Origin of the sequence: Nostoc sp. T09 (assembly GCF_002154695.1) — a bacterium.
GTDB lineage: Bacteria > Cyanobacteriota > Cyanobacteriia > Cyanobacteriales > Nostocaceae > Aulosira.
Genome location: NZ_MTAV01000041.1, coordinates 1 through 26,535 on the forward strand (window position 1 = coordinate 1; position 26,535 = coordinate 26,535).

At 42.3% G+C, this 26,535-nt stretch carries 19 protein-coding genes and 2 pseudogenes; 6 read left to right on the plus strand and 15 right to left on the minus strand.

What is annotated here, in order from left to right; genetic code table 11:
* Positions 1–292: 292 nt before the first annotated feature.
* Positions 293–1,915, minus strand: a complete 1,623-nt coding sequence (locus tag BV372_RS10335; protein WP_086686419.1) for an iron uptake porin — start codon at positions 1,913–1,915, stop codon at positions 293–295.
* A gap of 271 nt (positions 1,916–2,186) precedes the next feature.
* On the opposite strand from BV372_RS10335, the pseudogene BV372_RS37510 reads away from it, so the two are divergent.
* Positions 2,187–2,339, plus strand: a pseudogene (locus BV372_RS37510) (IS982 family transposase); the annotation flags it as partial.
* A 30-nt stretch (positions 2,340–2,369) separates the two neighbouring features.
* Here BV372_RS37510 and BV372_RS10340 read toward each other — a convergent pair.
* The 5 genes from BV372_RS10340 to BV372_RS10360 all read right to left on the minus strand — a co-directional run bounded on the left by BV372_RS10340 (position 2,370) and on the right by BV372_RS10360 (position 9,027).
* Positions 2,370–3,365, minus strand: a complete 996-nt coding sequence (locus tag BV372_RS10340; RefSeq protein ID WP_086686420.1) for a ribose ABC transporter permease — start codon at positions 3,363–3,365, stop codon at positions 2,370–2,372.
* Positions 3,362–4,915, minus strand: a complete 1,554-nt coding sequence (locus BV372_RS10345) for a sugar ABC transporter ATP-binding protein (RefSeq protein WP_086686452.1) — start codon at positions 4,913–4,915, stop codon at positions 3,362–3,364. Before BV372_RS10345 ends, BV372_RS10340 begins: the two co-directional genes overlap by 4 nt.
* Positions 4,916–5,019: 104 nt before the next feature.
* The gene (locus tag BV372_RS10350) at positions 5,020–6,054 is read right to left on the minus strand and encodes an ABC transporter substrate-binding protein (protein ID WP_086686421.1); all 1,035 of its coding nucleotides are present in this window, start codon (positions 6,052–6,054) and stop codon (positions 5,020–5,022) included.
* Between the two features lie 95 nt (positions 6,055–6,149).
* Positions 6,150–7,163, minus strand: a complete 1,014-nt coding sequence (locus BV372_RS10355) for an ABC transporter substrate-binding protein (RefSeq protein WP_086686422.1) — start codon at positions 7,161–7,163, stop codon at positions 6,150–6,152.
* Between the two features lie 970 nt (positions 7,164–8,133).
* Complete coding sequence (locus BV372_RS10360) at positions 8,134–9,027, minus strand: inositol oxygenase family protein (RefSeq protein WP_086686423.1); 894 nt, start codon at positions 9,025–9,027, stop codon at positions 8,134–8,136.
* A 495-nt stretch (positions 9,028–9,522) separates the two neighbouring features.
* On the opposite strand from BV372_RS10360, the gene BV372_RS10365 reads away from it, so the two are divergent.
* Positions 9,523–10,650, plus strand: coding sequence for an acyltransferase family protein (locus tag BV372_RS10365; protein WP_086686424.1), 1,128 nt, complete (start codon positions 9,523–9,525; stop codon positions 10,648–10,650).
* 76 nt (positions 10,651–10,726) lie between these two features.
* Here the strand turns inward: BV372_RS10365 and BV372_RS10370 are convergent, their stop codons facing one another.
* The 4 genes from BV372_RS10370 to BV372_RS10385 all read right to left on the minus strand — a co-directional run bounded on the left by BV372_RS10370 (position 10,727) and on the right by BV372_RS10385 (position 14,651).
* The gene (locus BV372_RS10370; protein ID WP_086686425.1) at positions 10,727–11,314 is read right to left on the minus strand and encodes a Uma2 family endonuclease; all 588 of its coding nucleotides are present in this window, start codon (positions 11,312–11,314) and stop codon (positions 10,727–10,729) included.
* A gap of 10 nt (positions 11,315–11,324) precedes the next feature.
* Positions 11,325–12,353: a GTPase ObgE gene (gene obgE / locus BV372_RS10375; RefSeq protein WP_086686426.1), complete on the minus strand. Its 1,029-nt coding sequence runs from the start codon at positions 12,351–12,353 to the stop codon at positions 11,325–11,327.
* 259 nt (positions 12,354–12,612) lie between these two features.
* Positions 12,613–13,329, minus strand: coding sequence for a Mo-dependent nitrogenase C-terminal domain-containing protein (locus BV372_RS10380; protein ID WP_086686427.1), 717 nt, complete (start codon positions 13,327–13,329; stop codon positions 12,613–12,615).
* A 170-nt stretch (positions 13,330–13,499) separates the two neighbouring features.
* Complete coding sequence (locus BV372_RS10385; RefSeq protein WP_086686453.1) at positions 13,500–14,651, minus strand: sulfate ABC transporter substrate-binding protein; 1,152 nt, start codon at positions 14,649–14,651, stop codon at positions 13,500–13,502.
* 552 nt (positions 14,652–15,203) lie between these two features.
* Between BV372_RS10385 and BV372_RS10390 the strand changes: the two genes are divergently transcribed.
* Positions 15,204–16,307: a glutamate--cysteine ligase gene (locus BV372_RS10390; RefSeq protein ID WP_179198043.1), complete on the plus strand. Its 1,104-nt coding sequence runs from the start codon at positions 15,204–15,206 to the stop codon at positions 16,305–16,307.
* 187 nt (positions 16,308–16,494) lie between these two features.
* On the opposite strand, the gene BV372_RS10395 is transcribed toward BV372_RS10390, so the two are convergent.
* From BV372_RS10395 to BV372_RS10415, 4 genes are all read right to left on the minus strand, one after another.
* A complete protein-coding gene (locus tag BV372_RS10395; RefSeq protein WP_086686429.1) occupies positions 16,495–17,190 on the minus strand; it encodes a class I SAM-dependent methyltransferase in 696 nt (231 codons plus the stop codon).
* A gap of 194 nt (positions 17,191–17,384) precedes the next feature.
* Positions 17,385–18,491 carry an iron-containing redox enzyme family protein gene (locus BV372_RS10400; RefSeq protein WP_086686430.1) on the minus strand — a complete coding sequence of 369 codons (1,107 nt, stop codon included), beginning with the start codon at positions 18,489–18,491 and terminating at the stop codon, positions 17,385–17,387.
* A 392-nt stretch (positions 18,492–18,883) separates the two neighbouring features.
* Positions 18,884–20,728, minus strand: a complete 1,845-nt coding sequence (locus BV372_RS10410; RefSeq protein ID WP_086686432.1) for a penicillin-binding protein 2 — start codon at positions 20,726–20,728, stop codon at positions 18,884–18,886.
* 113 nt (positions 20,729–20,841) lie between these two features.
* Positions 20,842–21,534 carry a hypothetical protein gene (locus BV372_RS10415; protein ID WP_086686454.1) on the minus strand — a complete coding sequence of 231 codons (693 nt, stop codon included), beginning with the start codon at positions 21,532–21,534 and terminating at the stop codon, positions 20,842–20,844.
* Between the two features lie 690 nt (positions 21,535–22,224).
* On the opposite strand from BV372_RS10415, the gene BV372_RS10420 reads away from it, so the two are divergent.
* From BV372_RS10420 to glgB, 3 genes are all read left to right on the plus strand, one after another.
* Positions 22,225–22,509 carry a hypothetical protein gene (locus BV372_RS10420; protein ID WP_086686433.1) on the plus strand — a complete coding sequence of 95 codons (285 nt, stop codon included), beginning with the start codon at positions 22,225–22,227 and terminating at the stop codon, positions 22,507–22,509.
* A 547-nt stretch (positions 22,510–23,056) separates the two neighbouring features.
* Complete coding sequence (locus BV372_RS10425) at positions 23,057–23,371, plus strand: hypothetical protein (protein WP_086686434.1); 315 nt, start codon at positions 23,057–23,059, stop codon at positions 23,369–23,371.
* Between the two features lie 209 nt (positions 23,372–23,580).
* Positions 23,581–25,875 (plus strand): 1,4-alpha-glucan branching enzyme, encoded by a 2,295-nt coding sequence (gene glgB / locus BV372_RS10430; protein WP_179198042.1) that lies wholly within the window; start codon positions 23,581–23,583, stop codon positions 25,873–25,875.
* A 399-nt stretch (positions 25,876–26,274) separates the two neighbouring features.
* On the opposite strand, the pseudogene BV372_RS38350 reads toward glgB, so the two are convergent.
* Positions 26,275–26,367, minus strand: a pseudogene (locus BV372_RS38350) (AMP-binding protein); the annotation flags it as partial.
* Between the last annotated feature and the right edge of the window lie 168 nt (positions 26,368–26,535).

Here is a 26,535-nt window from a genome sequence, read left to right on the forward strand (position 1 = left end):
AGCGAGACTGCAAGACCAGTCACCCAACTACTAGTGTTAAAGGCTTTTGATAAAGCTACAACTGCGCCGTTAATTACAGCCGTGTCAAAACCGAACAAAAAGCCACCCAGCGCAGCCGCACCAGCAATCAAGATCACATAATACGTGTTTGCTTTCCGACGAGTAGTAGTGGAGGTCATAGTTATATTTCGTAGATATTAAGTGAGAAGTATTTGCCAAATTGAGTTATTCGCGTAATCACTTTTTTAGAACCCTCGATTGGCTGACAAAACTGTTGTGTTGAAAAGCAGATTTAGAAATCAAAGGTAGTACGCAGTACACCGACATACTGAGTATCGTTGTTGCTGTTGTTCTCTGGATTGAGAATTACCCAGAAACCAGGAGTCACCGAGATGTTATCGTTGACTCGCAAGCGATAAAAAGCTTCGATGTGGTAAGCATTGTCATTCTCTTGACGGACATCACTGTTAGTAACATGAGGTGGAATACCAACGAGAATTCCCGGAAGGTTGCCTCTACCCCCAAAATCTGGAAAGGAGAGACCAACTGCCCCAAACCAAGCATTAGCAGTGTTACCACTATTGACCAATAGAGAATCTGTTCCACCCCTGCCATTAGAAACATCACTCAAACCAGAACTCTCGGCAGTTGCCCAAATATATCCACCCCAAGCATGGATTTGGAAGTTAGGGGAAAAGCGATAGTATCCCTGGACACCGACGATGTCGTTGGAAGTAGCAATGCGGTTACCAAAGGGAGCGATTGACAAGGCGCTGCCCCTGCCGCCTGTGATATCAACAGTGCCAGCAGGGTTATATCCATGAGAGTAGGCGACACCAATTGCTGCTTGGTTGCCGTGATAGACTAGATGGGCCAGAGCGTTGTAACCACCATCAAATAAGCCATTTTTCGGAGTTGGGTTATTGGGACTGTTTGCTAAATAGCCTAAGGTCAAAACCAAGTCTTTGCTGATATTCCAGTTAACCGCGCCACCGCCGCCACCGCGCTCGAACAGAAGACTGTTTTTACCAAATAGTGAGGGAATCCCATTGCCATCATCGGCAATTGTGGCAGGAGTTACGTTCTCTGTGATGTCGTTGTAGCCAATACCCACCGGACCGACCACGAAGGAGAGGGAATCACTAACTGGAAAGTAGTAACGGATGTGGGGCACAATTAGTGTATTGTTGCTGTCGTTATCGAAATTCAGGCGCGTCATTCCTGTGCCAGTGGCTGCGGCAATCCGGCTAGTGCCATCAGGATTGGTAAAGTTACCAAACTCCAGGCGGACTCGCAACATGTCTTTGCCTGTAAAGCTGCTTTCTAACTGGAGACGACCGCGAGTTGCAAAGAAGACGTTGGATTCATCGCGATCGCCTCCAACTCTGTTACCAAAGGTATCGCTAACAGCAGTAATAATTTGGGCATTTAATTTAGTGGTAGTAGAAAACTGTTGTTGCTCGAGTGTGGCTGTGCGTGCCTCTAACACATCCACCCGCCCACGTAGGGTTGTTAATTCGGCGGCAAATTCTTGCTGCAACTGTTGCAATGTTGCTAAGTCTTGCTTATTGACTAGCTCGCTAGTACTGGTAGTAATTAGCTCACCAATCCGATTCAAGCAGGCATTCAAACCTGCGGCAAATTCATAGCGAGTTAGGGCACGGTTGCCGCGGTAGGTGCCATTGGGATAACCTGCAATACAGCCGTAGCGTTCTACCAGCGATTGCAGTGCTTGGAATGCCCAATCGTTTGGTTGTACATCTGATAGCTGAGATACAGAATTTACCTGTTCCTGAATGCTGCCATTATTATCTGCTGCATCAGCAATTTTCAAATTATTGTTTGAGGGTATTGCCCAGGCTGCTGGGCATAACAAAAATAAGAGTGGAAAACTGTACAAAAAATTTTTTAGCATGATATTAAACGAGATACTTGTAAAAACCTGTATCGTTGGTCTAAACTTCACCCGTTCGCTGTTCGGCATCCGCCCTTAACGTTGCGCAAGGCTAGCCGTTCCCGTATCCCTACGGGAAAGCACACATAACAGAAAGGTTAACGCTCCCGCAGGGTAGGGTAAAAGGTAATGCAGAGAGATAATCCCGAACCCCTAAATTTATTAATGGAAAAGAAAAAAATATTCTTAGGGAATGCGCTCCAGCAAGATAGCTATGACCTAAATCAGTACAGTTTTGCAACGACTGAGGCGGTTAATTGAAACTGTGATAGGATACCGTGTAGAGCGCTTTAATAGTCAGCCATTAGCTCATATTGTTTGTCAGGAGCTTAATCTTCACATTAGAGTACCATTAAAATTTGATGGACTTGTAACAGAAGATTAAGCTGCATATCGCCTTAAATCTTTTGATTTTTCATCTGGTACGTCTGCGGAGGCGATCGATCATTACCGCCAAGATAATTACTAGTCCCTTGACGACTAGTTGCCAGAAGAAAGATAGGTTTAACAGGGTTAAACCATTGTTGAGAATAGCAATAATCAATGCGCCTAGTAGGGTACCACCAATAGTACCAATACCACCTGTAAAGCTGGTGCCACCAAGAATTACAGCAGCGATCGCATCCAACTCGTAACCTTGACCCAATAAGCCACTAGCACTATATAAACGGCTAGCACTCATGATTCCTGCCAAACCTGCCAGTAATCCACTGACGCCATAGACAAAAAGCAAGACGCGATTGACTTTGATACCAGTTAAGCGTGCTGCCCGTTCGTTACCTCCAACTGCATATATCTGCACTCCTAAAACAGTTTGTCGCAGGATGAACCAACTAACTGCGACAGCAAGTAGGGCAATGACTACTAACCAGGGAATGGGTCCCAAATAACTATTACCTACCCAAGCAAAATTGATATCACGGTTAATAACTGTTGTCCCCTTGGCGATCAAATAGGCAACACCCCGCAAGGCGGTAAGTGAACCGAGGGTAACAATAAAGGGTGGCACATCCAAAAAGGTGATTAAAGCGCCGTTCACTAAGCCCAAAACCAATCCTGTCAGCAGCCCAGCCAGCACAGCCGCCCAGCCCAAACCTGGAACCAAGGATACTATCAGTGTAGCTACGGCAGAAACAGCCAATATTGACCCAACTGAAAGGTCAATACCACCGGTGAGGATGACAAACGTCATTCCTGTCGCTAGCACAATATTGATTGATGCCTGCCGTAATATATTGACGGCGTTACCAGCTGAGAGAAAGCTGGGGGACAAAAACGAAAACAAGATGCAGATCAGTACCAGAATCGGCAGAATACCTGCAACCTGGATAAGATTGTTGATTGATTGACGCTGGCGCGACACGGGTTGCGTGCCTGGTCTATTTTTGGCAGGTCTTACAGTTTGACTCATGATCTTACTACCTCCCCTGCTCCTGTGGCATAGTGCATAATATTTTCTTGGGTAATTTCTTTGCCAAGGCTGCCGTCTAGTTCGCCTACCAGCTGCCCTTCTCGCATCACTAAGACGCGATCGCTCATGCCGACAATCTCCGGTAGTTCGCTGGAAACCATCAAAATCGCAATCCCATGTGCTGCCAGTTCGCTCATAATCCGGTAAATTTCGCTTTTGGCACCAATATCTACACCGCGTGTCGGCTCATCGAGCATCAATACTTTCGGTTTAATGGCTAGCCAGCGCGCCAGCAGCAGCTTTTGCTGATTACCACCGGAAAGATCCACGGCTCTAATTTCCAGGTTGGCAAGCCGGATATGAAAGTTTTCTACCGCTTCCGTGGCAATCTGATTGACTGAACCCCAGTTAACAACACCAGCCTTTGCATCCTGCTTGAGCCTGTTGAGAGCAATATTCTTCCGGGAACTCATCTCCAGAAACAAACCTTGGTCTTTGCGGTCTTCTGGGACATAGCCTATGCCGGCAGCAATGGCATCACTAGGACTATTAATATTTAGTCTTTTGCCATCTAGAAATACTTCACCACTTACCTTGCGGTCAGCACCAAAAATTAGCCGGGATAGTTCAGTGCGTCCTGCACCAACCAGCCCGGATAGACCGAGAATCTCGCCAGCATGAATTACAAAACTAGCCGGCTCAATCTTGCGGCCGTCACTCATATTTCTAACTTCCAGCACCACTGGCCCAAAATTTGTTCGCCGCTGATGTTCGTAAAAATCCTGCATAGGACGACCGACCATCATTTGTACCAATCGCTGGGCAGAAATTTCCTCTCGTGTCAGACTGCCAACGTATTGACCATCACGCAGCACGCTAATGCGGTTCGCCAAGGCATAAACTTCTTCCATGCGGTGGCTGATATAGATAATGGCAATGCCGTCATTTCGCAGTTTGCGAATTACCTCAAACAAACGCTCAGTCTCGCGGTCAGATAGTGCAGCTGTTGGCTCATCCATCACCAAGATGCGTCTTTTATCTTTCAGGGCCCTGGCAATTTCTACCTGCTGCTGTTCGGCAATTGAGAGAGTACCGACTATATCAGTGATCGCAAAACTAGCACCGAGGCTTTGCAGCACTTGCCGTGCTTCTTCTTCCATGCCTTGGCGATCTAAAAACTGACCTCTGCGTAACTCGCTACCCATAAACATATTTTCGGTAACGGTTAAATTGGGTGCAACATTCAGTTCTTGATAGATGAGATTAATACCCGCCTGTCGCGCTGTCGCTGGATCGGTAATTTTCACGGGGTTACCATTGATGCGAATCTCGCCTTCATCAGCGATGTAAGCCCCAGCCAGGATTTTCATCAATGTGCTTTTGCCTGCTCCGTTCTCGCCCATAAGAGCGTGAACTTCTCCCGGATAAATCGTGAGATTGACATTTTGCAGAGCAGGTACACCATGAAATCGTTTTGTAATCCCTTGCATTTCTAATACAGGGGTGACAGTTGGCGCATCAGGAAAAGAAGTTTCAGTACTTATTGTCATGAACACATCCTGTAAAAACAATATTGGGGCATAGGGCATTGGGCATGGGGCATAGTTCACAATTCTCCTTGTTCCCTCTCATCTCCCTTCCAATGCCCAATTCCTTACCAGCCTTTTTCTGTAGCAACGTTATCTTTTGTGATCAACTTGACTGGAATCAGAATGGTAGGACTACTTGGCTTTTTCCCATGCAAGATGTCGTTACCAACCTCAACTGCTTTTGCTGCCATCCCACGGGGATTTTGCGTAGCAGTTGCCGCATATATACCATCTTTGTTGGCGATCGCTTTGATTGCTTCAGGCGCACCATCGACCCCAACAATAAAGAACTCTTTACGTTGTGCTTGGTTAGCTGCTAGTTCTGCTCCTACCCCACTCGGATCGTTGATGGCAAAAACAGCATCTATTTTCGGAAAGGTTGTTAGCAAGTCAGTCATAACTCTGAGTCCGCCATCCCGACTGCCTTCTGCATTCTGGTTTTGAGAAAGTATTTTTATCCCAGGATATTTCGCCAATACATTCTGGCAGCCATTAACTCGCTGAATTACTGATTCCACCTGAGGTCCATTGACGATTACTACATTTCCTTGGCCTTTGAGTCGGTCAGCAATATATTTACAAGCAACCTCTCCAGCTTGCGCATTATTAGTAGTAACGGTGGCGTCTACTCCTTCTGCACCTGTATCTACTGCAACTATGATTCTACCGGCTTGCTTGGCTTTATCTACTGCTGGCTTAATACCAGTTTTATCAGCAGCATTCAGGATAATTACGTCGGTGTTGGAAGCAGTAAAGTTTTCAATTTGGTTGGCTTGTTGGTTGAGGTCATAGGCACTGGAAACCACACTAACTTTCACATTATTACCGCCAATTCTCTTGGCTTCTGCCTTAATTTCGTCCCCCATCAGGACGAAAAAGGGGTTACTGAGATCGCCAGCCGTGAAGGCTACCGAACGTAATTTTTTATCACCAGTGGCAGTATTAGTCTGGGCGCTAGTATTGCTTGCAGTGTTAGTGGCGGTGTTGGTATCAGTGTTACTAGCACTGTTGCCATTCTGAGCGCCATTTGAGCAACCAATAACAGTACCGCTGAGAATGCCTAATATGCTAGCTGCGATCGCAATCTTTTTCACTTTCATATATTTCCTATTTAAAAAATCTCTGAGTCAAGAATCAAGGGTCAATAGGTAGTGAGCATTAGTAAGAGCTCTTTCTCCCTTGTCCGCTTCAAGAACTACCAGCCTTTGTAACTGCTGAGGTTCTCTCGGGTAACTAACTTGACTGGAACCAAAATGTTGGAATTACTAAGTTTTTTGCCTTGGATGACATCGTTACCAACCTGAACCGCTTGTTCAGCCATCCCTGCTGGATTTTGAGCAGCAGTTGCAGCAAACAGACCATCTTTGTCTTCCATTGCTTTGGTTGCATCTGGCGAACCGTCAACCCCAACAATAAAAAATTCTTTGCGTCTTGCTTGCTTGGCTGCTAAATCTGCTCCTACCCCACTTTGATCGTTAGTGGCAAAAACAGCATCAATCTTAGGAAAGGTTGTGAGCAAGTCTGTCATGACTCGGAGTCCGCCATCTCTTGTTCCTTCTGCATTCTGGTCTTTAGAGAGGATTTTTATCCCAGGATATTTAGACAATGAAGTCATACAGCCTTCAACTCGCTGGACGATGGAATCCATCTGCGTACCGTTGAGGATGACTACGTTACCTTGTCCTTTGAGGCGATCGCCTATATATTTGCAAGCAATCTCTCCAGCTTGGGTATTGTTAGAGCTAATCATCGCATCGACATCTGCATCAACGGCTGAATCTACCGCAATCACAACCCTACCTGCTTGTCTGGCATTGTCAATTGCCGGTTTGACTCCTTTTTTGTCAACAGCGCTGAGGATAATTAGGTCAGTATTCGCAGCGGTGAAATTTTCGATTTGGTTAGTTTGTTGATTGAGGTCAAAGCCACTGGAAACCGCATTAACTCTGACATTGCCGATTTTCTTGGCTTGTCTCTCAGCGCCTTTCTGCACTGCTACATAGAAGGGATTACCTAAGTCGCCAAGGCTAACACCTACTGTTCGCAATTTGCCATTCTGATTACTAGCTTTAGTCTGGGCACTAGTGTTGATAGCAGTATTGTTATCAGTGTTAGCAGCACTGTTGTCATTGGGAGAGCTATTTGTGCAACCAACAACAGTACCACTGAGTAAACCTAAGATGCTAACTGCGATTGCAATTCTCTTCATATTCATCTGTATCTAACAACGAATTTTATTTCAGGAAGGTCAGCAGCAGATAAATCTGCAATGTCATCCCACTATGAACTAGGACTGAAGTTTTCAGACCTAAGTTAGTGACACTGATAGCTTTTGCCAGTTCAACTCCTCTCAAACCGTGCTCTAATGCGATTGGAGTTATAGCTACAGTTCCACTAAATTAAATTTTTTGCTTTTTAAAGGAAAACGATGTTCGCTAAACTACTTTAAATATTTACACCATTGTTTGTAAAACTTATTTAAAAGTAGGTGAATGAAAACAAGTTTCTCTTCGTTTATTCTGTAGTTAATCTCAAAATAAACTTTTTCTCAAAACACCGTTTATTACTAAAGGAATAATAGTTATTCCCTTTTTCTAGTTCTAGAGAAGTATTGGAGATAAATAAGCGGATTTAAGGTTATTTATCAGTTTAACCAAATTAACAGCTACAGATTAAAGCATATTCATAAAAATTAACAGCATTGTAGAGAAAGATTTGATTTGTGATCTAGATTTTGCCAACTAAGCTGTTGTACAATAACAATCCCCAACAGCAAACATAAAGCACAAGGGGCGGGCATTTGACTTAATAAAATGTAGTACATTACTCTGCCAGAAAATCCTTCTGCATTGTTTGCCAAGTAAACTTAGTTTTTATCGCTATTACAAACGTAATTTAATACAAAAATTGACTATTTTCTTCTATCTAACGTAGTAGAATAGCAATAAAAATCTTTTTTAATTGGTTGTTTTTCAAGAAAATCTGCACGCTCATTGTATATTTACACTGATACTAATTCGGTGCCAAATTTAGGAAAATAGACCACCTAATTTCAGCCTGCTCAATAATTTTTGCGCATGATTAGCAGCAGAAATCATCTTAATCTCAACAAGCTCTATTAGATATGATGTATGTGTGTGCAGTATTATTTCATCCCGATCTTTGCCTCTATTAGAGCTTTAGAATTTAATTGTTGCAGGTAAATATTTAGCCACTAAATCTTCATAGTATGGCTTGAGTTGTTGCCAATCTGGAGGATTGGGATTTTTTGAATACAAATCGTAGGGATTGAATAGTTTTACCCACTTAAACATTTCGCGATCGCGTTCATCCATCAAATGTTCGTAGGCATTTTCTCGATGTTGAGGATAAAATGAGTGATAGCGAAGAATGTACAATGCTGGTTCAGGCAAATAGGATTTCATGATGCGATAAAAATACTCATCATGTCCCCATGACATATGTACATTACTCAATCCACAATTCGGCTGATAAACACCATATTTAGTATTATATTTTGGGTTATTGTAATCAGGATTCTCTTGAAAAAATTCCGAAAAAACAATTTTATTAGAGAATGCACAACCTACAGGATAGGTATCACCTACAGTAGCCCATTGTGGCTCCCCAAACAAACAAAGCACCTTTCCCATATCATGAAAGAAGCCAGTAAGTACCATCCAGTCAGGATGACCATCAGCACGAATAGCTTCTGATGTTTGCAACAAGTGCTGTAATTGATCTAAATCTGTATCCGGATCTGAATCATCTACCAATTGATTCAAAAATTCCAGTGCATTCCAAATTGACATTTCTGTCTTGTCAAACTTGGAAAACTCTTCTTGTTTTTTTAATACAAAGTCATAGGTTTGATTAATATGATTTAATCGATAAAACTCTTTGACTGTGTCTCTGGTAGTATTTTCGTAATTCCTGTACTCTGCGGTAGTTTTACCTTCTTGAACTATGCTGTCCGGATCGGGATAGCGATTAAGTACGTCTTCTTCCCATTCTTCTAGCGAATGCAAGGGATTGTTTTGAGCTTGCTCTATGGCATTTAGAGTTTGAGACATATGTCTTCGTTTTCGATTTTGCGTTGTTAAATGGTTGTTTTATGCTTTATGCACACGTGTGCATTTGTTCATGTTTTTATTTTTGCACACGTGTGCATGAAATGTGTATTAAGTTTCTTTGCAAATTAGTAACAGGTTAATGCTCAGCCAGTTTGGGCATTTTCAGTAGCGACAACCCTAGACCAGAGCGATCGCTCTGGTCTAGGATTTAATAAATGAAAGCGGCGTTCTTTCCCTTACACCCGCCTCGCTGAGGTTGCTAAAGCTTGGTTTTTATTTTGTGTCTGCCCAGATAATTGAATTTTAGAGGTGCAAGCCGCCATTAAAGCTAGGCGCGATCGCACTTTAGCATAGTCGCTTCGTGTCAGGTCACTCTCAAATACTGATACGTCAGTCCTTTACAAAATTTTAACTTGGATGTTGGTCTAAAAACTTTCCTTGCTCGTCTGCAACAGCAGGAGTAAAGTTATATCTTTAAAAGACAAATTTCCTGCTATGCGCCTAACCTCACTTGATGTTTTTCGAGGTATTACCATTGCTGGCATGATTCTCGTTAATATGGCGGGAGTCGCAGATGATAAATATCCTCCCTTAGACCATGCCGCATGGAACGGCTGCACGCCAACTGACTTGGTATTTCCCTTCTTTCTGTTCATTATCGGTATGGCGATGACTTTTTCGCTGTCAAAGTACACCGAAGGCGAAAAACCTCAATCAGCTGTTTACTGGCGGATTTTGCGCCGCGCTGCGATTCTCTTTGCCTTAGGTTTGCTGCTCAACGGTTTTTGGAATCAAGGTATTTGGACTTTCGACTTGAGCAGCATCCGGCTGATGGGGGTGTTACAAAGAATCAGTCTAGCTTATCTATTTGGTTCCTTAACAGTCCTCAAGTTACCACGTAAAGGGCAATGGATATTAGCAGTTGTACTACTCATTGGCTATTGGTTGGCAATGATGTATCTACCCGTACCTGGTTATGGTGCTGGCGTATTGACAAGGGAAGGTAACTTCGGCGCATATATCGATCGATTGATTATACCGAAAGCACATTTGTATAAGGGTGATGGTTTCAACTTCATGGGAGATCCAGAGGGACTTTTCAGTACCATTCCCGCTATTGTTAGTGTCCTGGCTGGCTATTTCACAGGACAATGGATACGTAGTCAGGCAGTACAATCACGTGTAAGCATAGGTTTGGCATTATTTGGCATTGGTTGCTTAATTATTGGTTGGACGTGGGGCTGGACATTTCCCATCAACAAAAAAATCTGGACGAGTTCCTATGTTCTCTTTACCAGTGGTTGGGCATTACTGTTGTTAGCTGCTTGTTACGAACTCATCGAAGTCCGGCGCATACGTCGCTGGAGTAAACCATTTGAAATCATGGGCTTAAATGCGATCGCCCTTTTCGTTGCCTCTGTTTTACTGATTAAAATCTTAGTCAGAACCAATATTGGCACTGGTGAAAAAGCCCCCAGCACCTACGATTGGATTTACCAGAATGTTTTCGCATCTTGGGCTGGAACATTTAACGGTTCGCTATTATTTGCCCTTGTTACCGTGTTGTTATGGTGGTTAGTTGCAGTAATTATGTATCGCCAACGCTGGTTTTTCAAAGTTTAACTCAGCATTCCTTTACCAGACGCAAAGACGTAAAAAACAACTTTGCGCCTTTGCGCCTCTGCATGATCTTATTCCATCATTCTTCTTCCACATCAAAATCCACATTATCGTAAATATCGACCAGCGAAATTTGAAAAGAAACAGAAGCAAGGGATAAAATTACATCCCCATCTTCATATTCTGAAAATATCCATTTATTGTTCTCTGTTTTAAAATACTGCTCAACGTGCATCCTGTATTGATCAATTAGAACATACTCTTGAAAATTAGAAATTGTCCGGTAAGCAGCAAACTTTTCATCTCGGTCATAACTTTTAGTAGATTTTGACAACACCTCAGCAATAAATACTGGATTAATCAGAGTGTCTTTTCTTCCTTCCTCATACTCCAAAGGAGTTTTCACCATCATCACATCAGGATAAGTGTGAATTCGCCTGTTAGGAATCCAGAGACGTTGGTCAGTGAAAAAGACTCGATAAGGTTGGCGCTTGAGAGCAAAATTTAACGCACTATAAAAGTTGCCAGCTATTTGATTGTGATTTGGTGTTCCACCTGTCATAAGAATAATTTGACCATCAATATATTCATGGCGTTCTTCAGAATTAACCTCTAGTTCTAGGTATTCTTCAGGTGAATAATATTGTTGTGTCTGTGCAATGGTCATAGAATTTCACCTAACCTAATACTTCGACTTCTTCAGCAGCATTAATTTGGTCAAGAATTCCCCAAAGTTCTTGTAACATCGGCTCTAATCCAGTGCGAGTAACTGCTGAAATTATGAAAACCGGAGCGTAAGAACGATGATTTAATTCGGTAGCCAACGCTTCTAAATCTACAGTTTCTCGATCGACTGCATCAATTTTATTTAGCGCCAAAATTTGTGGGCGTTCTGCTAAACCCCGTCCGTAGGCTTTTAATTCTTGCTGAATGGTGATGAAGTCACCCACCACATCTTCACTTGTAGCATCAATCAAGTGCAGCAGTACCCTTGTGCGCTCAATGTGACGGAGAAAATCGTATCCCAGCCCCGCCCCGTGAGAAGCCCCTTCAATCAATCCGGGAATGTCAGCAAAAACTGTACCATCACCAGAAGGTTTACGTACTACACCTAAATTTGGAATGAGGGTAGTAAAGGGATAATCAGCAATTTTAGGACGTGCAGCTGACAAAGATGAAATTAGGGTAGATTTGCCGGCATTTGGTAACCCAATAATCCCCACCTCTGCCAAAAGTTTCAATTCCAAGCGCAGCACTTTCATTTCCCCTGGTAAACCGGGGAGGGCGTATTCTGGGGCGCGGTTGCGGTTACTCAAGAAATGCTGATTTCCTAGTCCACCTTTACCACCTTCCGCAACCCGAAAACGTTGTCCTGGTTCGATTAAATCTTCTAGCAAAGCACTTGTTGAGGCATCATAAATAGAAGTACCGCAAGGAACTTCGATGATTAAATCCTTTCCTGATGCTCCAGTGCAATTATTTGGGCCACCACGACCACCATTTTCTGCCTGAAAACGGTGATTATATCTGAAGTCCAGCAAAGTTTGCAGATTTTCTACAGCCACAAAAATTACCGAACCACCTCGCCCGCCATTACCACCAGAGGGACCGCCAGCTGGCACATACTTCTCGCGTCGGAAGGCAACAATGCCATCGCCACCTTTGCCAGCTTCTACTTCAATTACTGCTTGATCGATAAATTGCATAATTAGTCATTTGTCATTTGTCATTTGTCATTTGTCACTAGTGCTCTATGTCATTAATGTTGGTGAGTTCGTAGTGAGTTAGCACGGTCTTGGGGGTTCTCCTCCAATCCCCACTTTGTGGGGGTCCCAAGTCCCTTATCAGCGACTAACGAACCCGTTCAGGACTTTAGTCCTGTATTTTCAAGCACTAAAGTGCTTACTACGAACTTATTCACCTAGGAGAACTAATGACTGATGACTAATGACCAATGACTATTAATTAAATATATGGCGAAACATCCTCACCACAGTCATCTGCCAAATAGGAGAGGGCACGAAAACGTAAGCCTACCATTTGTTCATAAAGCGGGTTAATTTTACATAATGGCGGAATATGAACAATTTTGCGTCCAAACAGTGTAACATCCCGTTCAAAAGGGCACTGTGAAGGAATCATTTTACATAAAAAGCGGGCAACTCTAGGGTCTTGAATATCGAGTCCATCCATCCAATCGCGCAGGGGATCGAGTGCATCATGGGGAGGTGCATAGGGCGCAATTGTTAAGGACGGTTGCTCGGATGGTTCTCGCTGTAGGAAACTGTCTATTGCAGGATCTAGATGTTCTGTATGTTCTAAAGTATGACGCAGAGCTTCGATTAAATCCTTGGGTTGTCCTAAAGCTTGGCACAACTGTTGCAGAACTTGGTCTTCGCTGGGAGAATATGTACCATCTGCGATCGCGACCATCACCGCTGTACGCAAGAAATTTTCTGCTGCTGATGTACCTTTACCCAAAATGATGGCTAGTTCCTCTGGTGTGATCACTTCCAGCGAATCGAAGTTAATACTGGGAGCTAATTCATTCTCAGTGATACTAGCAATTAATTGCTTTTCATGAGCGTCAAAGTCACCATCTGCCAGAGCAATAGTGAGCAATCCACGCAACCAGGCAGCAACTTGTTCACTACTATAGGGGGATTGAACGACACTTTTCATAAACTCATACCTCAAGCTGTCCTCAGTCCATACAGTACATACTAAGCTACCTTCAAGGTAATTAAACTGTTACATATTTAACTTTAAAGACTGTGAAAATTTGTTTTTTATTAGCCTCCACGAGAAATAAAAGTCAACGAAGAGGCCGATGAAGCGCGTTTTTAATACTGTTAAGCTTTTTGAGAGCGAATTTTGTCGAAGATAGCACCTTCATCAAAGAATTTTTTCTGAATCTCGTCCCATCCGCCTAAATCTTGAGCTTTAAAGAGAGTTTTAATTTTGGGAAAATTGCTTTCCGTTTCTTTTGCGATCGTCAAATCGACAGGACGAAAGCCTAATTTAGCAAACTCTCGTTGCGAGTCTGGAGTGTAAAGAAATTGCATAAATGCTTCTGCAATAGCGCGATTGCCATGTTTATCGGCATTCTTGTCTACAACAGCAACAGGATTGTCGATGGAGATATTTACATCAGGCACAATATATGAAACTTTTTCACCATATTTTTTTGCCAATAAAATCATTTCATTTTCATAGTTGAGTAACACATCACCTTGTCCTTCATTGAAGAACAGTTCGCTAGCACTGCGAGCAGTTTTAGGCAACAAAGGTAAATTGTTATAGACTTTAGAAATCAAGTTGATTGCTTGATTCTCATTACCACCAGTTTTTGTCACAGCACCCCAAAGGCTAAGGAAGTTCCAGCGCGCACCACCAGAGGTTCTCGGATCGGCTGTAACTACCTTAACGCCATCTTTTGCCAAATCTGCCCAGGTTTTAATATTTTTCGGATTACCTGGACGAATGGCGATCGCATCTACAGATTGAGTAACAATTGCATTATTAGGTGCTTCCTTCTCCCAACCTGGTTGAATAAAACCTGCTTGAACAAGTTTATTAATGTCAATGGCAAGTGACAGGTGTACCACATCAGCTTCTTTGCCATCAATCACAGCCAAAGTCTGAGAACCAGATCCATCGTAGCTCTGATTGAAACTGATGTTTTGGTTATGCTCTTTTTTCCACTTTTCTATAAACTTGGGAATGATTTGCTCATATGCAGCACTGGTAACCGAGTAGGAAACAAATGTGAGGTTGACATCAGTCTTGGAGGCTAGAGCAGCACTATTAGCATTATTATCGACTTTACCCCCACACGCAGCCAGCACTAAACTCAAACTTACTCCTACCAAAAATAGAGACACCAGGCTCCACAAAGAATACCCGTACCACTTTTTTAGAGAGTGCAAAGCTTTAACTCTATAAGTTTGAACCAACTCAGTTAAGCGGTTCCTTAATTTAAAATTACTCTGCCACAGATTCATCAATTTTTTACCCTTAAACTGCGGTAACTTGACCAAAATACAGTATTTTAAGAGCATTATAAGATAGTAGCTAAATACACATAACCTTTTTTTAATCTAATTTTAAATAAGTTAGTGAATGCCAAATTATTTGGGCATTAGCAAAGAAATTATCAAAGTGTGAGAGTGACAAAATCGCTACTACTCAATTTTTTGTCCTCTTCTAAAAATATTGATAATTTTTCTACTTAAATTGGTAATCAATCAGGACTGGTTGCGAGTCTCTAAGCTTCAAGAAGCAGATGAAATCATATTTAAACTGAAAAATGCTGAAATTATTGCAGCAAATGTTACAGTTTTACTACACTACTTATTGCGAATATATCTCATATAGCTTGCTGTTGACGAAGAGAGGCTCTCTGCGAATGGGTAGACAAATACCTCAAGCAGTATCCTAACCATGCTTTTGAGATTGCTATAAGACTTAATACGCAGTTTGACCAAAATTGGATCTGCTGATTAATTACCTGGCATTAGATTGAACCTAACCTCAAATATTTCAGGAATATAATGATGTTTTTTTTCGGTATTGAACATGAAGTCGCTTTCCTTAATGCAGAAGGAAAGATTGCTGATTTTTCTCGGACTAAATTTGCTGATTTCAATCAAATTGTCGAAAGGTTACCCTCATACCCCGATGATTATGCTCAATTACGTGTGGGTGATGCTGGTATTAAAAAGAAGAGGTGGTATATTGAAGGATTTGAAAGATTTGCAGACTCCGATAAGGTAATAGATTGTTTACCTAAAGGCATTGAAATCAGAACAACTATACACTCTAATATTCAAGGTGCAATTAATGAATTATCAGAAAGTTTTAGCTTATTGCGTGAGATCGCTGCTAATTACGGATTCTCACCCATCTTGACGAGTTTTAATCCCTACAAGACAGTTTTTGAGCCACAACCGCCATTAAATGATTATGAAATAAAATATCTACAAGCTTATCCCGACGAACATACTGCCAATATTTATATGGTGACATACGGGCCAGATTTAAATATATCTGTAGCAGACTTGTCTGTAGAAAAACTAATTGATATTGGCAGAAAATTGACTTATTACAGTCCTTATATAGTTCCTTTTAGCTATAGTTCGCCTTTTTATGATGGCAGATTGTGGGAAGGACTTTCGGTAAGAACATTTGTTAGAACAGGAAAAAGGCCAGCAACGCTAGTGTTTGTAGAAAAAGCAGAACAACTAATTCAAAGTGTTCCTGCGTTGACAAAAGTCGCACGTATTCCAGCAGAAGTAGGCCGGATTGAATTTAAAGCTTTTGATAGTTGTGATGATTTTTCGCTGTACGCAGCTTTGTTAGCTTTGTTAAAAGGTTTAGTTTTAGACGAATCTTTGTTAGGTAGAGCAACAATCCCAGATGCAACTTTACATCAAATTTCAGCAAAAGAAGGATTTGACAACGAAGAGATTTTTTTGACTGCAACTAAGATTTTAGCAGCAGCTGAGATTGCTCTTAAAGATGACCCTGATGTTAATTTTTTATCATCCTTGAGACTTAGCTTAAATAAGCGAGAAACAAAAGCTCAACACCTTATACAAGAATATCAGCGCTTAGGTTCCATAGAAGCCGTACTGAGACAAACTTACTTATATAGTTAAGCTCAATCCCTTGAGTAAATTACGAGGGATTTGACGAGCATGGGGAATTGGGAATAGGATATTTGTGGTCTTGTCCATGCGCTATGTCCCTTCTTGGCAGGCGGCGATTCCTCTCTCAATCATACTATTATGAAGGTAAGGAATTAACAAGAATCGCAGTTATTAGCAATGCTTGCTCTTAATTAGTTTACAAACTTGTCATTACCTGAGCTAATTCCTTAGATAAATCAGTTGTATTATTTTGACATTTATTGAATAAAACTCCAGCTAAGAAGTAATATTCACCAGAATAAAATGCCATTTTGTGATTCCGCAACTCTTCGATGTGTTGTTTAACTTTTGGCTCAGAGCTATAGTAACCAAATTTTAAAGGTAAAACTATAAAATTGCTCACTGTATATCCCTGTTCTTGTGCCTGCTCAATTGTACTTGTAGGGTTAGAAAAGCTAGAAATTAAAACTAGCACATTTTCATAACCTAAAGATAAGAGATTGTTAGTAATTGTTGCTCCATCTATACCACCAAATAGTAATGGCATATAAATATCTGGATCTGGCGCAGGGAGATATGGAGGATTAGCTACGAGATACTGGGCTTGAGGTTTAGAAGATTTAAATAAACATGAGTTATTGATAATATATTTGTTAGCGAGGTTATATTCATCGATTGTTAAATTGGCAGCTTTCCAAGCAGAGGTATTTAATTCAAATCCATGTATTACTCCCTCAAATTTATTCCTCAACAATGAGTTGATGACAGGAGTACCATCACCTGAACCAAACTCAACAATCGACTCAGCATTTTCACAATTCCTTAGAACTAAGTTTTCTAAACAATTGGAGTAGAAATTAGATTCTTCAGGACAAAAAAATATGTCTTTCATTGTGACCTCGATTCAACTTTAATGTATAATCAATGTCGAAGAAAATCAGTTCTACTGCATGAAAGCAATAGAAACTGTTTCTTTAGTGATTAAGCGCTCACTAAAGAAATTCTTTTCTGGGAAAATGGGTAATATTGAATTAAAAATCTCAGCGCCGAAGCTGTTATTTTTAATTGCTATCTTTCATTTATGGGTCAGGTAGCTTGTTCAACTTCACGTATTGATCGGACAACAGCTTTCGCTGCGCGATCGCCCATAAGTTTTTCTTGGTCATAGCCAAGTACCAGTTCCCACGCATCATTGGGATACTTTTCTGCCAAAGCCAAAGCCACATCATCCAACATCCAACGACCGTGGCGTTCATCTTCCCGAATGTGCAGTTCCCAGTAACCCATCGCCGCCTCTGACAGTCCCAGTCGTTGCGCTGCCGCTAAATAATTTCTGTAAGCCGCCGGGCCAGCTACCTCAAAATAGGTCAACGCACCACTGTAGCGGAGAAAATAGCGCTTACGCTCCGTCGTTAAGAAATTATGATTATCACAAGCGAGGACTTCCCAAGGCACTAAATCAAAATATCCCTCTGGTTCGGTGTTCATGCCAAACTCAGCTAGCATTTGGGCAAAAAATGTCGAGTGCTTGCGCGATAAACGACCGTTGCCGTATTCTTCCAAAAATACTCGCACCAGCGTACACTGCACTTCATTCGCCGCACCGCCCAAAATGGAGGTCATACGGCTACCTTCTACTAAGCCATCAAACGAGCCAATGGCTAATAAGTGACGATAGCCAGCTTCACTCATTTCTTCGCGAATATAGCGACTATCCGGCGATAAAGTTGGATCTACATCAACAGACGCGCGCTCAATCAGTGCTTGTTTGACATCTAGTTGTTGCAGTGCTGACACATCGATTTGCGCTAGTTCCCATCCTTGCCAAGCCGCTTCGATTTGGTTGCGACACGAAGATATATAAAGCGATCGCTCATTTTCATAGTGCCGCAAATCGTCATACCAAAACAACTTTAGCCGATTAATCCGATAGAGTATTCTTTGCAGAAACCGATGAGCCTGGTCATCACCATTACCGTTTTTATAGGCAGCATTGATTGCTGTCGAGAGAGCCTGCTCAAATTCCCGAACTTTCGCAGATTCTTTTTCTATTTGATTATCTAAATTCGCCGTAGCTAGCAGTTCTATAAATTGCTGCTCGGCATCGTCATACTTGGTAGCTGTTATTTCCGCTATTTGCGTACTATTCCCTCTTTCCTTGAGGTTGGGGAATATAACTATATTGTTTCCCATGTAATCTTAAGTAGCATTGCCAAGATGTGAAAATTAATTCACCTTTAATATCTAGATTTCCACACTTGTAGACTTTTGCATATCTTTCCTTAGTAATAAAGAAATGTGAAGAGTACATGAAGCAAGAGCAAACTCACAAATTTCAACTTAGTTCCTATATATTGCAGTTTCTTGTGAGAATAACTGTCAAAAATCCAGCATCCAGCGTCAATTTAGTTAATTTAAAGTATCACCCCTTATCCAGTTTCATAGACATTGGCGTTCTTCAAGGAGTGGCTATGCTTGCCGCCTACCGTCTAGGGGCAGAGGAAAACAGGTAACAAGCAGTATTTCCTTCCCCTCTATTACCTATTTTCTCTATGCTTTTTTAAAATTATGCTTCCTTAAAATCCTCAATTTTGCGGAACTGTTGGCGTGGGATTGATTGGTAAACTAGGCGGAATTTGTTCAATCGGAATCAACGCTTCCATCACAGCTTTGACAATCGGTGCGGCGACAGTAGAACCATAGGCGTTTTCTCCTTTTGGCTCGTCCACTAATGCTAAAACCACATATCGGGGAGATTCCACAGGTAAAATTCCGACAAAACTGGTGATTCTCGCACCAACTATGTAGCCACCAGAAGCACTAGCTTTTTGTGCTGTACCTGTTTTACCACCGATCCGATATCCCGGAATTTGTGCCACCTTACCAGTACCTTCAGCAACTACAGTTTCCATCATTTCCACTACCCGTTGAGTTGTTGTCGGGGAGAAAATTTGGCGTGATACCGGGCGAGTGGGGGAATAATGCATCTGCCCTTTGCTATCAATTAAGCCGCGGACAACATGAGGTGTTACCAATTTGCCACCATTAGCTAAAGCTCCGTGCATTTGTACTAGCTGTAAGGGCGTTAAGGAAAAGCCTTGCCCAAAAGAGGTAGTTGCAGGTTCAATGGGTGAGGAAATAAATTCTTCTTGGCTTTTGAGACGACTACCGACCTCAAAAGGTAAATCTGTATCAACAGTTTGCCCTAGCCCTAAACGTTCCAGCCAGTTGTAGTAGATATTAGGCTGTAATCGTTGGATGATTTGCACCATGCCAATGTTGCTGGAATGTTGCAGAATTTGGGCAATGTTGATTTGCCCATAACTTTTATTTTCAGCATTTTTAATGATGCGATCGGCCACTTTGATCGAACCAGGATCATTAAATAAATCGTCTGGCCTAATAACACCATTTTCTAGAGCGATCGCCACATTCAAGGGCTTGAATGTCGATCCTGGTTCATAAAGATCTGCTACTGTCCAGTTTTTAAACAGTTCGATTTTAGCTTTGGAGTACTGATTTGGATCGTAGGTGGGTTGAGAAACTAAAGCCAGTAGGGAACCATCCGATGCATCCATCACAATTACTGCCCCTCGTTTTGCACCAAACTTTTCCATCTGTTGTTTGAGCGCAGAACGAGCTGCCCGTTGTAAGCGACTATCGATAGTTAGTTGTAGTTGCAAGTCATCAAAATGCAAAAATCCTTCCGGTGCATGATCTGGCATCAAAGCGCCATTTCCCGATCGACTTAAGCGCACCGTTTTCACCGAACGTTCTAATAACTTCTCTTGACTATATTCCACACCTGCCTGGCCGCGACGGTCAAGATTAACGTAGCCCACCACATCGGCAGCTAAATTGTCTTGTGGGTAAAAACGCGCATATTTTTGAATAAATTCAAAACCATTTAAATGTAAAGCAATTAGGCGCTCGGCAATTTCTTCGGGCAATGCAGCGGCAAGTGTAATTCCAGTTTTTTTACTTTCAAAGGTTTTCACTAACTCAGCAGTATCTTTGTCTAAGAATGGGGCCAGACGCTTGGCTATTTCTTCATTAGACTTATCAAACAATTTCGGATGGGCGAAGACAGTGTATACAGGACGGTCAATTGCTAACAAATTATTGCTGCGATCTATTACTGGGCGACGGGGCATAAAAGGTCTCAAATTCACCATTTGCTGGTTCCGCGCCTTCTCTGTTAGCTTTGGTCCCCGGACAATTTGTAATTGATACAAATTGATCGCTAGCCCCAAACCGGCGGCAATTAGTACAGCCCATGCTACAAACAGTCGATTTCTAATATTAGCTATGTAGTCTTGGGTTTTCGAGGTAGGCGTCTCTGATAACCCCTGTTTAGAGACCCTCCTCCGCCTTGTAAAATCTGAATGACGAAAGTTTTTAAATTTACTTTTACTTGGTGACTTACGCATTACTGCTTCCTGTGTCAGTTGTCAGTTGTCAGTTGTCAGTTGTCAGTTGTCGGTTGCTAGTTTTTGTGAATATTAGCTACTGATTATTGACCACTGACTACTGTCTGTTGACTTTAATATCCCAGCGGCGAAGTAGTTTGCTGCTGCGCTTGTGAATCTGGCGCTGTCTTTGTTGGTGTGGAATTAGGACTCTGAGATGCTGGGGGCAAAAAAATCGTGCGATCCGGAGTTGGTAATATCAATCCTGCTGCTGGTTGTTCTGCTTCTTCAGCCATTTTGTTGGTGAGTGCGGCGTTAGTAGTCGTCAACTGCCGCTCATGACGTTGCAAACTTTGCAGTCTGCGGTATCCCTGGCTCCAAATTTCCTGGGAATATACCGTCCAACCATAGACCACTAGGGTGGTTGCCACTAACAAAAATGCCACAACCGAAGAATAACGATGGCAGGCATAAAAGCGCAGCAACCACACAGGTAAATTACCAGAACTATTCATTCCGGAGAGGCTAAGAAAGCCCAATCTTGAGCTTTTATGCACAGTACTTGACTGCCCTTTGAAATTGGCAGCTTGTTGTTTACCTGAGGGCACTGGTGGGGGCATAACTGACCCATTTGTGGCAGAAGCAGATAAATTTTTTGATGAACGCCGTTTTCTTGTAGAGGTTACTGGTGGTTCAACAGCAACTGTGGACGCTTTTGGGGCGGTTGACTGTTGATGTGCCGAGCGTCTCTTCCCTAAAGATAGGGGAGAAGCTTGCCGAAACCAATTACCCGTTGCAGAAACAGCTGATTTGCGAGCAGCAGCCATAACTTTTTGTTCAGGTTGGAAAAACTGGATTTTAGATTGGGTGTCTGTTTTTGCTAAGGTTAAAATTGCCTTTAATGCAATCAGCACAAATAATACCCTAAACTCTTTTCAGTGTTCTGATCGGTAGCTGCACCAATGTTTGCATCACTTGAGTATTGCAATGCTCGCTGATTGCGAGTTGCACTAGGACAGCTTGATCCTTTGGGCATCGTCTCTAAAGTATGGCAATGCTAAACAGCAAGCGGCAAGTGTCAGCGACAACATCACAATTTTTGGTATGATAGCTCGGTTTGCTGCCAAATTTACAAAATAGTGGCGCTCAATTACCTATACCCATGACTTGGGAAACGCTCTTGCGAGTTCTTCTGCCACTTCTGTTTAGAGTACTTTCTTTTCAACATCTACATCAGACACTGAAGTGGTTAAGGGATCATACCCTTTAGTAACCGGCAATATCCTAAAATTAAGGAGATGAGTTTAAAAAATCTGAGCTTTAGTGATTAAGTTAGATTTTTCTTGAGTTAAGAGAAGCTCATTATTATAGCTCCTGGATATTGCTACTGTGATAAAAAATCTTTTACATTGCCTTTAATATCTATGCCTGAAAGCATTTTAAAAAAAAGCAACAAATAAGGTATCGTATTCATCAGGTGAAAATTTGTTCTTGCCACAATTGGTGAAAGAGGAGTTATGAAAACAAAAATTTTTGGTTTGGCTCTCATGTTAAGTCTGGCTGGAATTCTTGGAGCCTGCGAAGGTGGTGGTGAACCTGGTGGTACTGGCGGTTCCACCAGCAGCCCAGCAGCTACAGGTGAACCAACTGATACTGGGGCCCCTGCTACTCGCTCCCCTAGCCCTGCTGCTACTGGGACTGCAACTCCTGGAGCTACTGGGACTGCAACTCCTAAAGCTACTGGGACTGCAACTCCTAAAGCTACTGGGACTGCAACTCCTTCCCCTACAAAAACACCCTAGTTATAGCTAGGTTACTAACAGCAGTCCTCACCATATGCCTTGGTAAAATTGGTGGGGACATAAGATCTAAGGAATCTGCTGTTGCTAACGCAAACTTGAGGATACTTAAGTATCTGTTTAATTCAGACAGCACGATAGAGGACACTGGTAAAGACAGCTAGCACTGTTACCAAGTGTCCTTATGCTGTGAGCGCCTAAAAATATTTGAGCAAGAAATTTGTTACTTTTTTAACCTTTTGCTAGTGGCTTGTAATTTCTGCCACCCTACTCTAGTCTGCATTGCTTGACTAGGATGAGATTGTGATGAGATTTGTGATCTATTCAGTTGAAAATTTCTGTCAATATTATCGTTAAGCCCTCTTGGTTCTGTGCTATAAGCAAACTAAAATATTACACTCATATTTAAAACTCCCAAAAAATATTGCAATTAGTCCACCTATTCATTGATAGGGATCGAACATACTAAGGTAGGTTGGATAGAGAACAAACCTAAGTTATATCGAACCCAGTTTATGGCGATCTGGACTCAGAACTCTAAAGGGTAGCGATGAAGCGGATAAGATTTTTTGTTTTAAGCATCAGCATTAGCATTGTAGTGGGATTGACTAGCCATCTGAAGACAGCAGTTATGGCATTACCACCGCCAGAGGATCTTCCAGAAGAAATCTTACGGACAGAGATAATTGTAGAAGCGCGATCGCCTATAGATGGTAAGCCATTAACTGCCGCCCAATACGCAGAATTGCAAGAGCAACTGCAAGTTAGCCCACCACGCAAACTAGATCCTAAAATCAGAGACCAGATTTTTTTGCTGCGAATACGTAAGGCTTTGCTTCAGCTTTTCCCATTTTTAGGAATCTGACAAATTGGACATTTGTCAAGAGTCAAGATTCATTTGGCATTTATCATTAATTATTACTTCCTGCTCGCTTTTTCCTTCATCAGGCACTAGTTCATCATTTCTGAGGTAGGATAACGGTGGCGACAAAATTGCAAATAAATGTAAAGAATATATATACATATTACAAAAGTAAATTTAGTCAATCACCTTATTTCACGTAGGTAGCTTTAATGTCCATCACCACGATCGCCCCTGAACAGGTTAACAGCATCGTTTGGAATCAACATCAAGATCCCTTTGAAATACTGGGTTCTCATCTCATAGAACAGAATGGCAAAAATGTCTGGGCTGTGCGAGCCTATCTACCAAATGCAAGCGCTGCGTGGGTAGTGATTCCTCAAGAACGTAAAGAATATCCGATGCAAACAGTGCATCATCCCCACTTTTTTGAATGCACAATTGAAACAGCAGAACTGGCAAACTATCAGTTAAGAATTAAAGAAGGAGAGCACGAGCGCGTCACCTATGATCCTTACGCCTTCCGTTCTCCAGGGCTGACAGACTTTGACTTGCATTTGTTTAGTGAGGGGAACCACCACCGGATTTACGAAAAACTAGGCGCGCACCTGACAGAAGTAGGCAGCGTTAAAGGCGTTTACTTTGCCGTTTGGGCACCCAATGCTCGTAACGTTTCTGTGTTGGGAGATTTCAATCACTGGGATGGACGCCAACACCAGATGCGTAAGGGTCCCACTGGCATTTGGGAATTGTTTATTCCTGAATTAGGAGTGGGAGAGCATTACAAATATGAAATCAAAAATTTTGAAGGTCACATTTACGAAAAATCCGATCCCTACGGTTTCCAGCAGGAACCTCGCCCGAAAACAGCATCAATTGTTACCGATTTAAATGCTTACACTTGGAGCGATCAAGATTGGTTAGAAAAACGGCGACACACCGATCCCCTCACCCAGCCAGTTTCAGTTTATGAAGTGCATTTAGGCTCTTGGTTACACGCTTCTAGTTCCGAACCACCTAAACTGCCCAATGGCGAAACTGAGCCTGTAGTTATTGTTTCCGAACTTAAACCCGGCGCACGCTTCCTTACCTACCGGGAATTAGCAGATAGACTGATCCCTTACGTTAAAGAGTTGGGTTACACCCATGTTGAACTGTTACCCATTGCAGAGCATCCCTTTGATGGATCTTGGGGTTATCAAGTAACTGGCTACTTTGCTCCTACGTCCCGTTTTGGTAGTGCCCAAGATTTCATGTATTTTGTTGACCAATGTCATCAAAATGGTATCGGCGTAATTGTGGATTGGGTTCCTGGGCACTTCCCTAAAGATGGTCATGGTTTAGCCTTCTTCGATGGTAGTCACCTGTACGAACATGCAGATCCTCGCAAAGGCGAACATAAAGAATGGGGAACTCTGGTATTTAACTACTCACGCCACGAAGTCCGTAATTTCCTAGCAGCAAATGCGCTCTTTTGGTTTGACAAGTACCACATTGACGGTATGCGCGTCGATGCTGTGGCTTCGATGCTCTACCTTGACTATTGCCGTAAACCAGGAGAATGGCTACCCAACCAGTACGGCGGCAGAGAAAACCTGGACGCAGCAGATTTTCTGCGTCAGGTAAATTATCTAATTTTCAGCTATTTCCCTGGCGCTCTTTCAATTGCTGAAGAATCTACCTCTTGGCCGATGGTATCTTGGCCTACCTATACAGGCGGTCTAGGTTTCAACTTAAAGTGGAATATGGGCTGGATGCACGATATGCTGGACTACTTCAGCATGGACCCTTGGTTCCGTCAATTCCACCAAAACAACATCACCTTTAGTATGTGGTACAACCACAGCGAGAACTTTATGCTGGCTCTGTCCCACGATGAAGTGGTGCATGGGAAGAGCAATATGATTGGTAAAATGCCAGGGGATACATGGCAGAAGTTAGCTAATGTGCGTTGTTTGTTTACCTATATGTTCGCTCACCCAGGTAAGAAAACCATGTTTATGAGCATGGAGTTTGGGCAGTGGAGTGAGTGGAATGTCTGGGGCGATTTAGAGTGGCAATTATTGCAATACGAGCCACACCAACAGTTAAAACAGTTTTTCCATGAGCTGAACCATCTCTATCGCAGTGAACCAGCTTTATATACCCAAGATTTTGCTGAGCCGGGATTTGAGTGGATTGACTGTAGCGACAACCGTCATAGTGTGGTTTCCTTTGTCCGCCGTGACAAGGATTCTGAGAATTTTGTTGTTGTGGTTTGCAACTTCACACCTCAACCTCATTCCCATTACCGCATAGGAGTACCAGAAAAGGGTTTTTATACTGAGTTATTTAATAGTGATGCCCGTCAGTATGGTGGTAGCAACATGGGTAACTTAGGCGGTAAGTGGACTGATGATTGGTCGTTGCACAATCGTCCCTATTCGCTGGATTTATGTCTGCCACCCTTGGGAGTTTTAATTCTCAAGTTGGATCACAAAAAGACAGCAGAAGCACTGGAATCTTAGTCAACAGGGTGGGCATAGTCCCACCTTTGAATTATGCGATCGCTCTTGTTGAATACATTTAGGCAAGCTAGTGTGTAGATATCTAGCAATCCTAAATGTGTTAACTGTAAAGTGAAACGCCATGAGCGATCGCACGCTCTTTGATTGGATCATTTCAGGTGTAGGTTTATTCACATCCCAAAGTAAACCCAGACTTTGCAATATCACAATTACTCAATAGCCAAAATCAATTTCTCACCATTGCAACTTGGCTGAGTTTTGAAAAGCATGATTATTGTTGTGCCAAGATTCGCCAAAAGTAAGCACAGCCAGCCAAAGATTATTTGTACTCTTTTCTTTGGTATCAAAAGCACGAGTACCGCAGAGATGACAAATAGAGTTAATGCACCAAGTCGTATTCTAGCTGTGCAGTAAATTACCGTGGGTAATCATGACAGCTTTTGGTATCGAGGTAGAGCCGTAAGTGTATTGTAAGAAGGCGAGGGTATCACTACTGACTTTGACTCTTTGTCAATCCTGCGTCCAGTTGCGATTTAGATTGCCGGTAGCTTGCCATTGTAGCGCTTGCAAATCTGCAAACTCCTGCAACTGTGTCTGGATGTGGGCTAAAACTGCTTGAGTAGCGATCGCTTGTAATCGTGAGACAGATTGATTGAGACG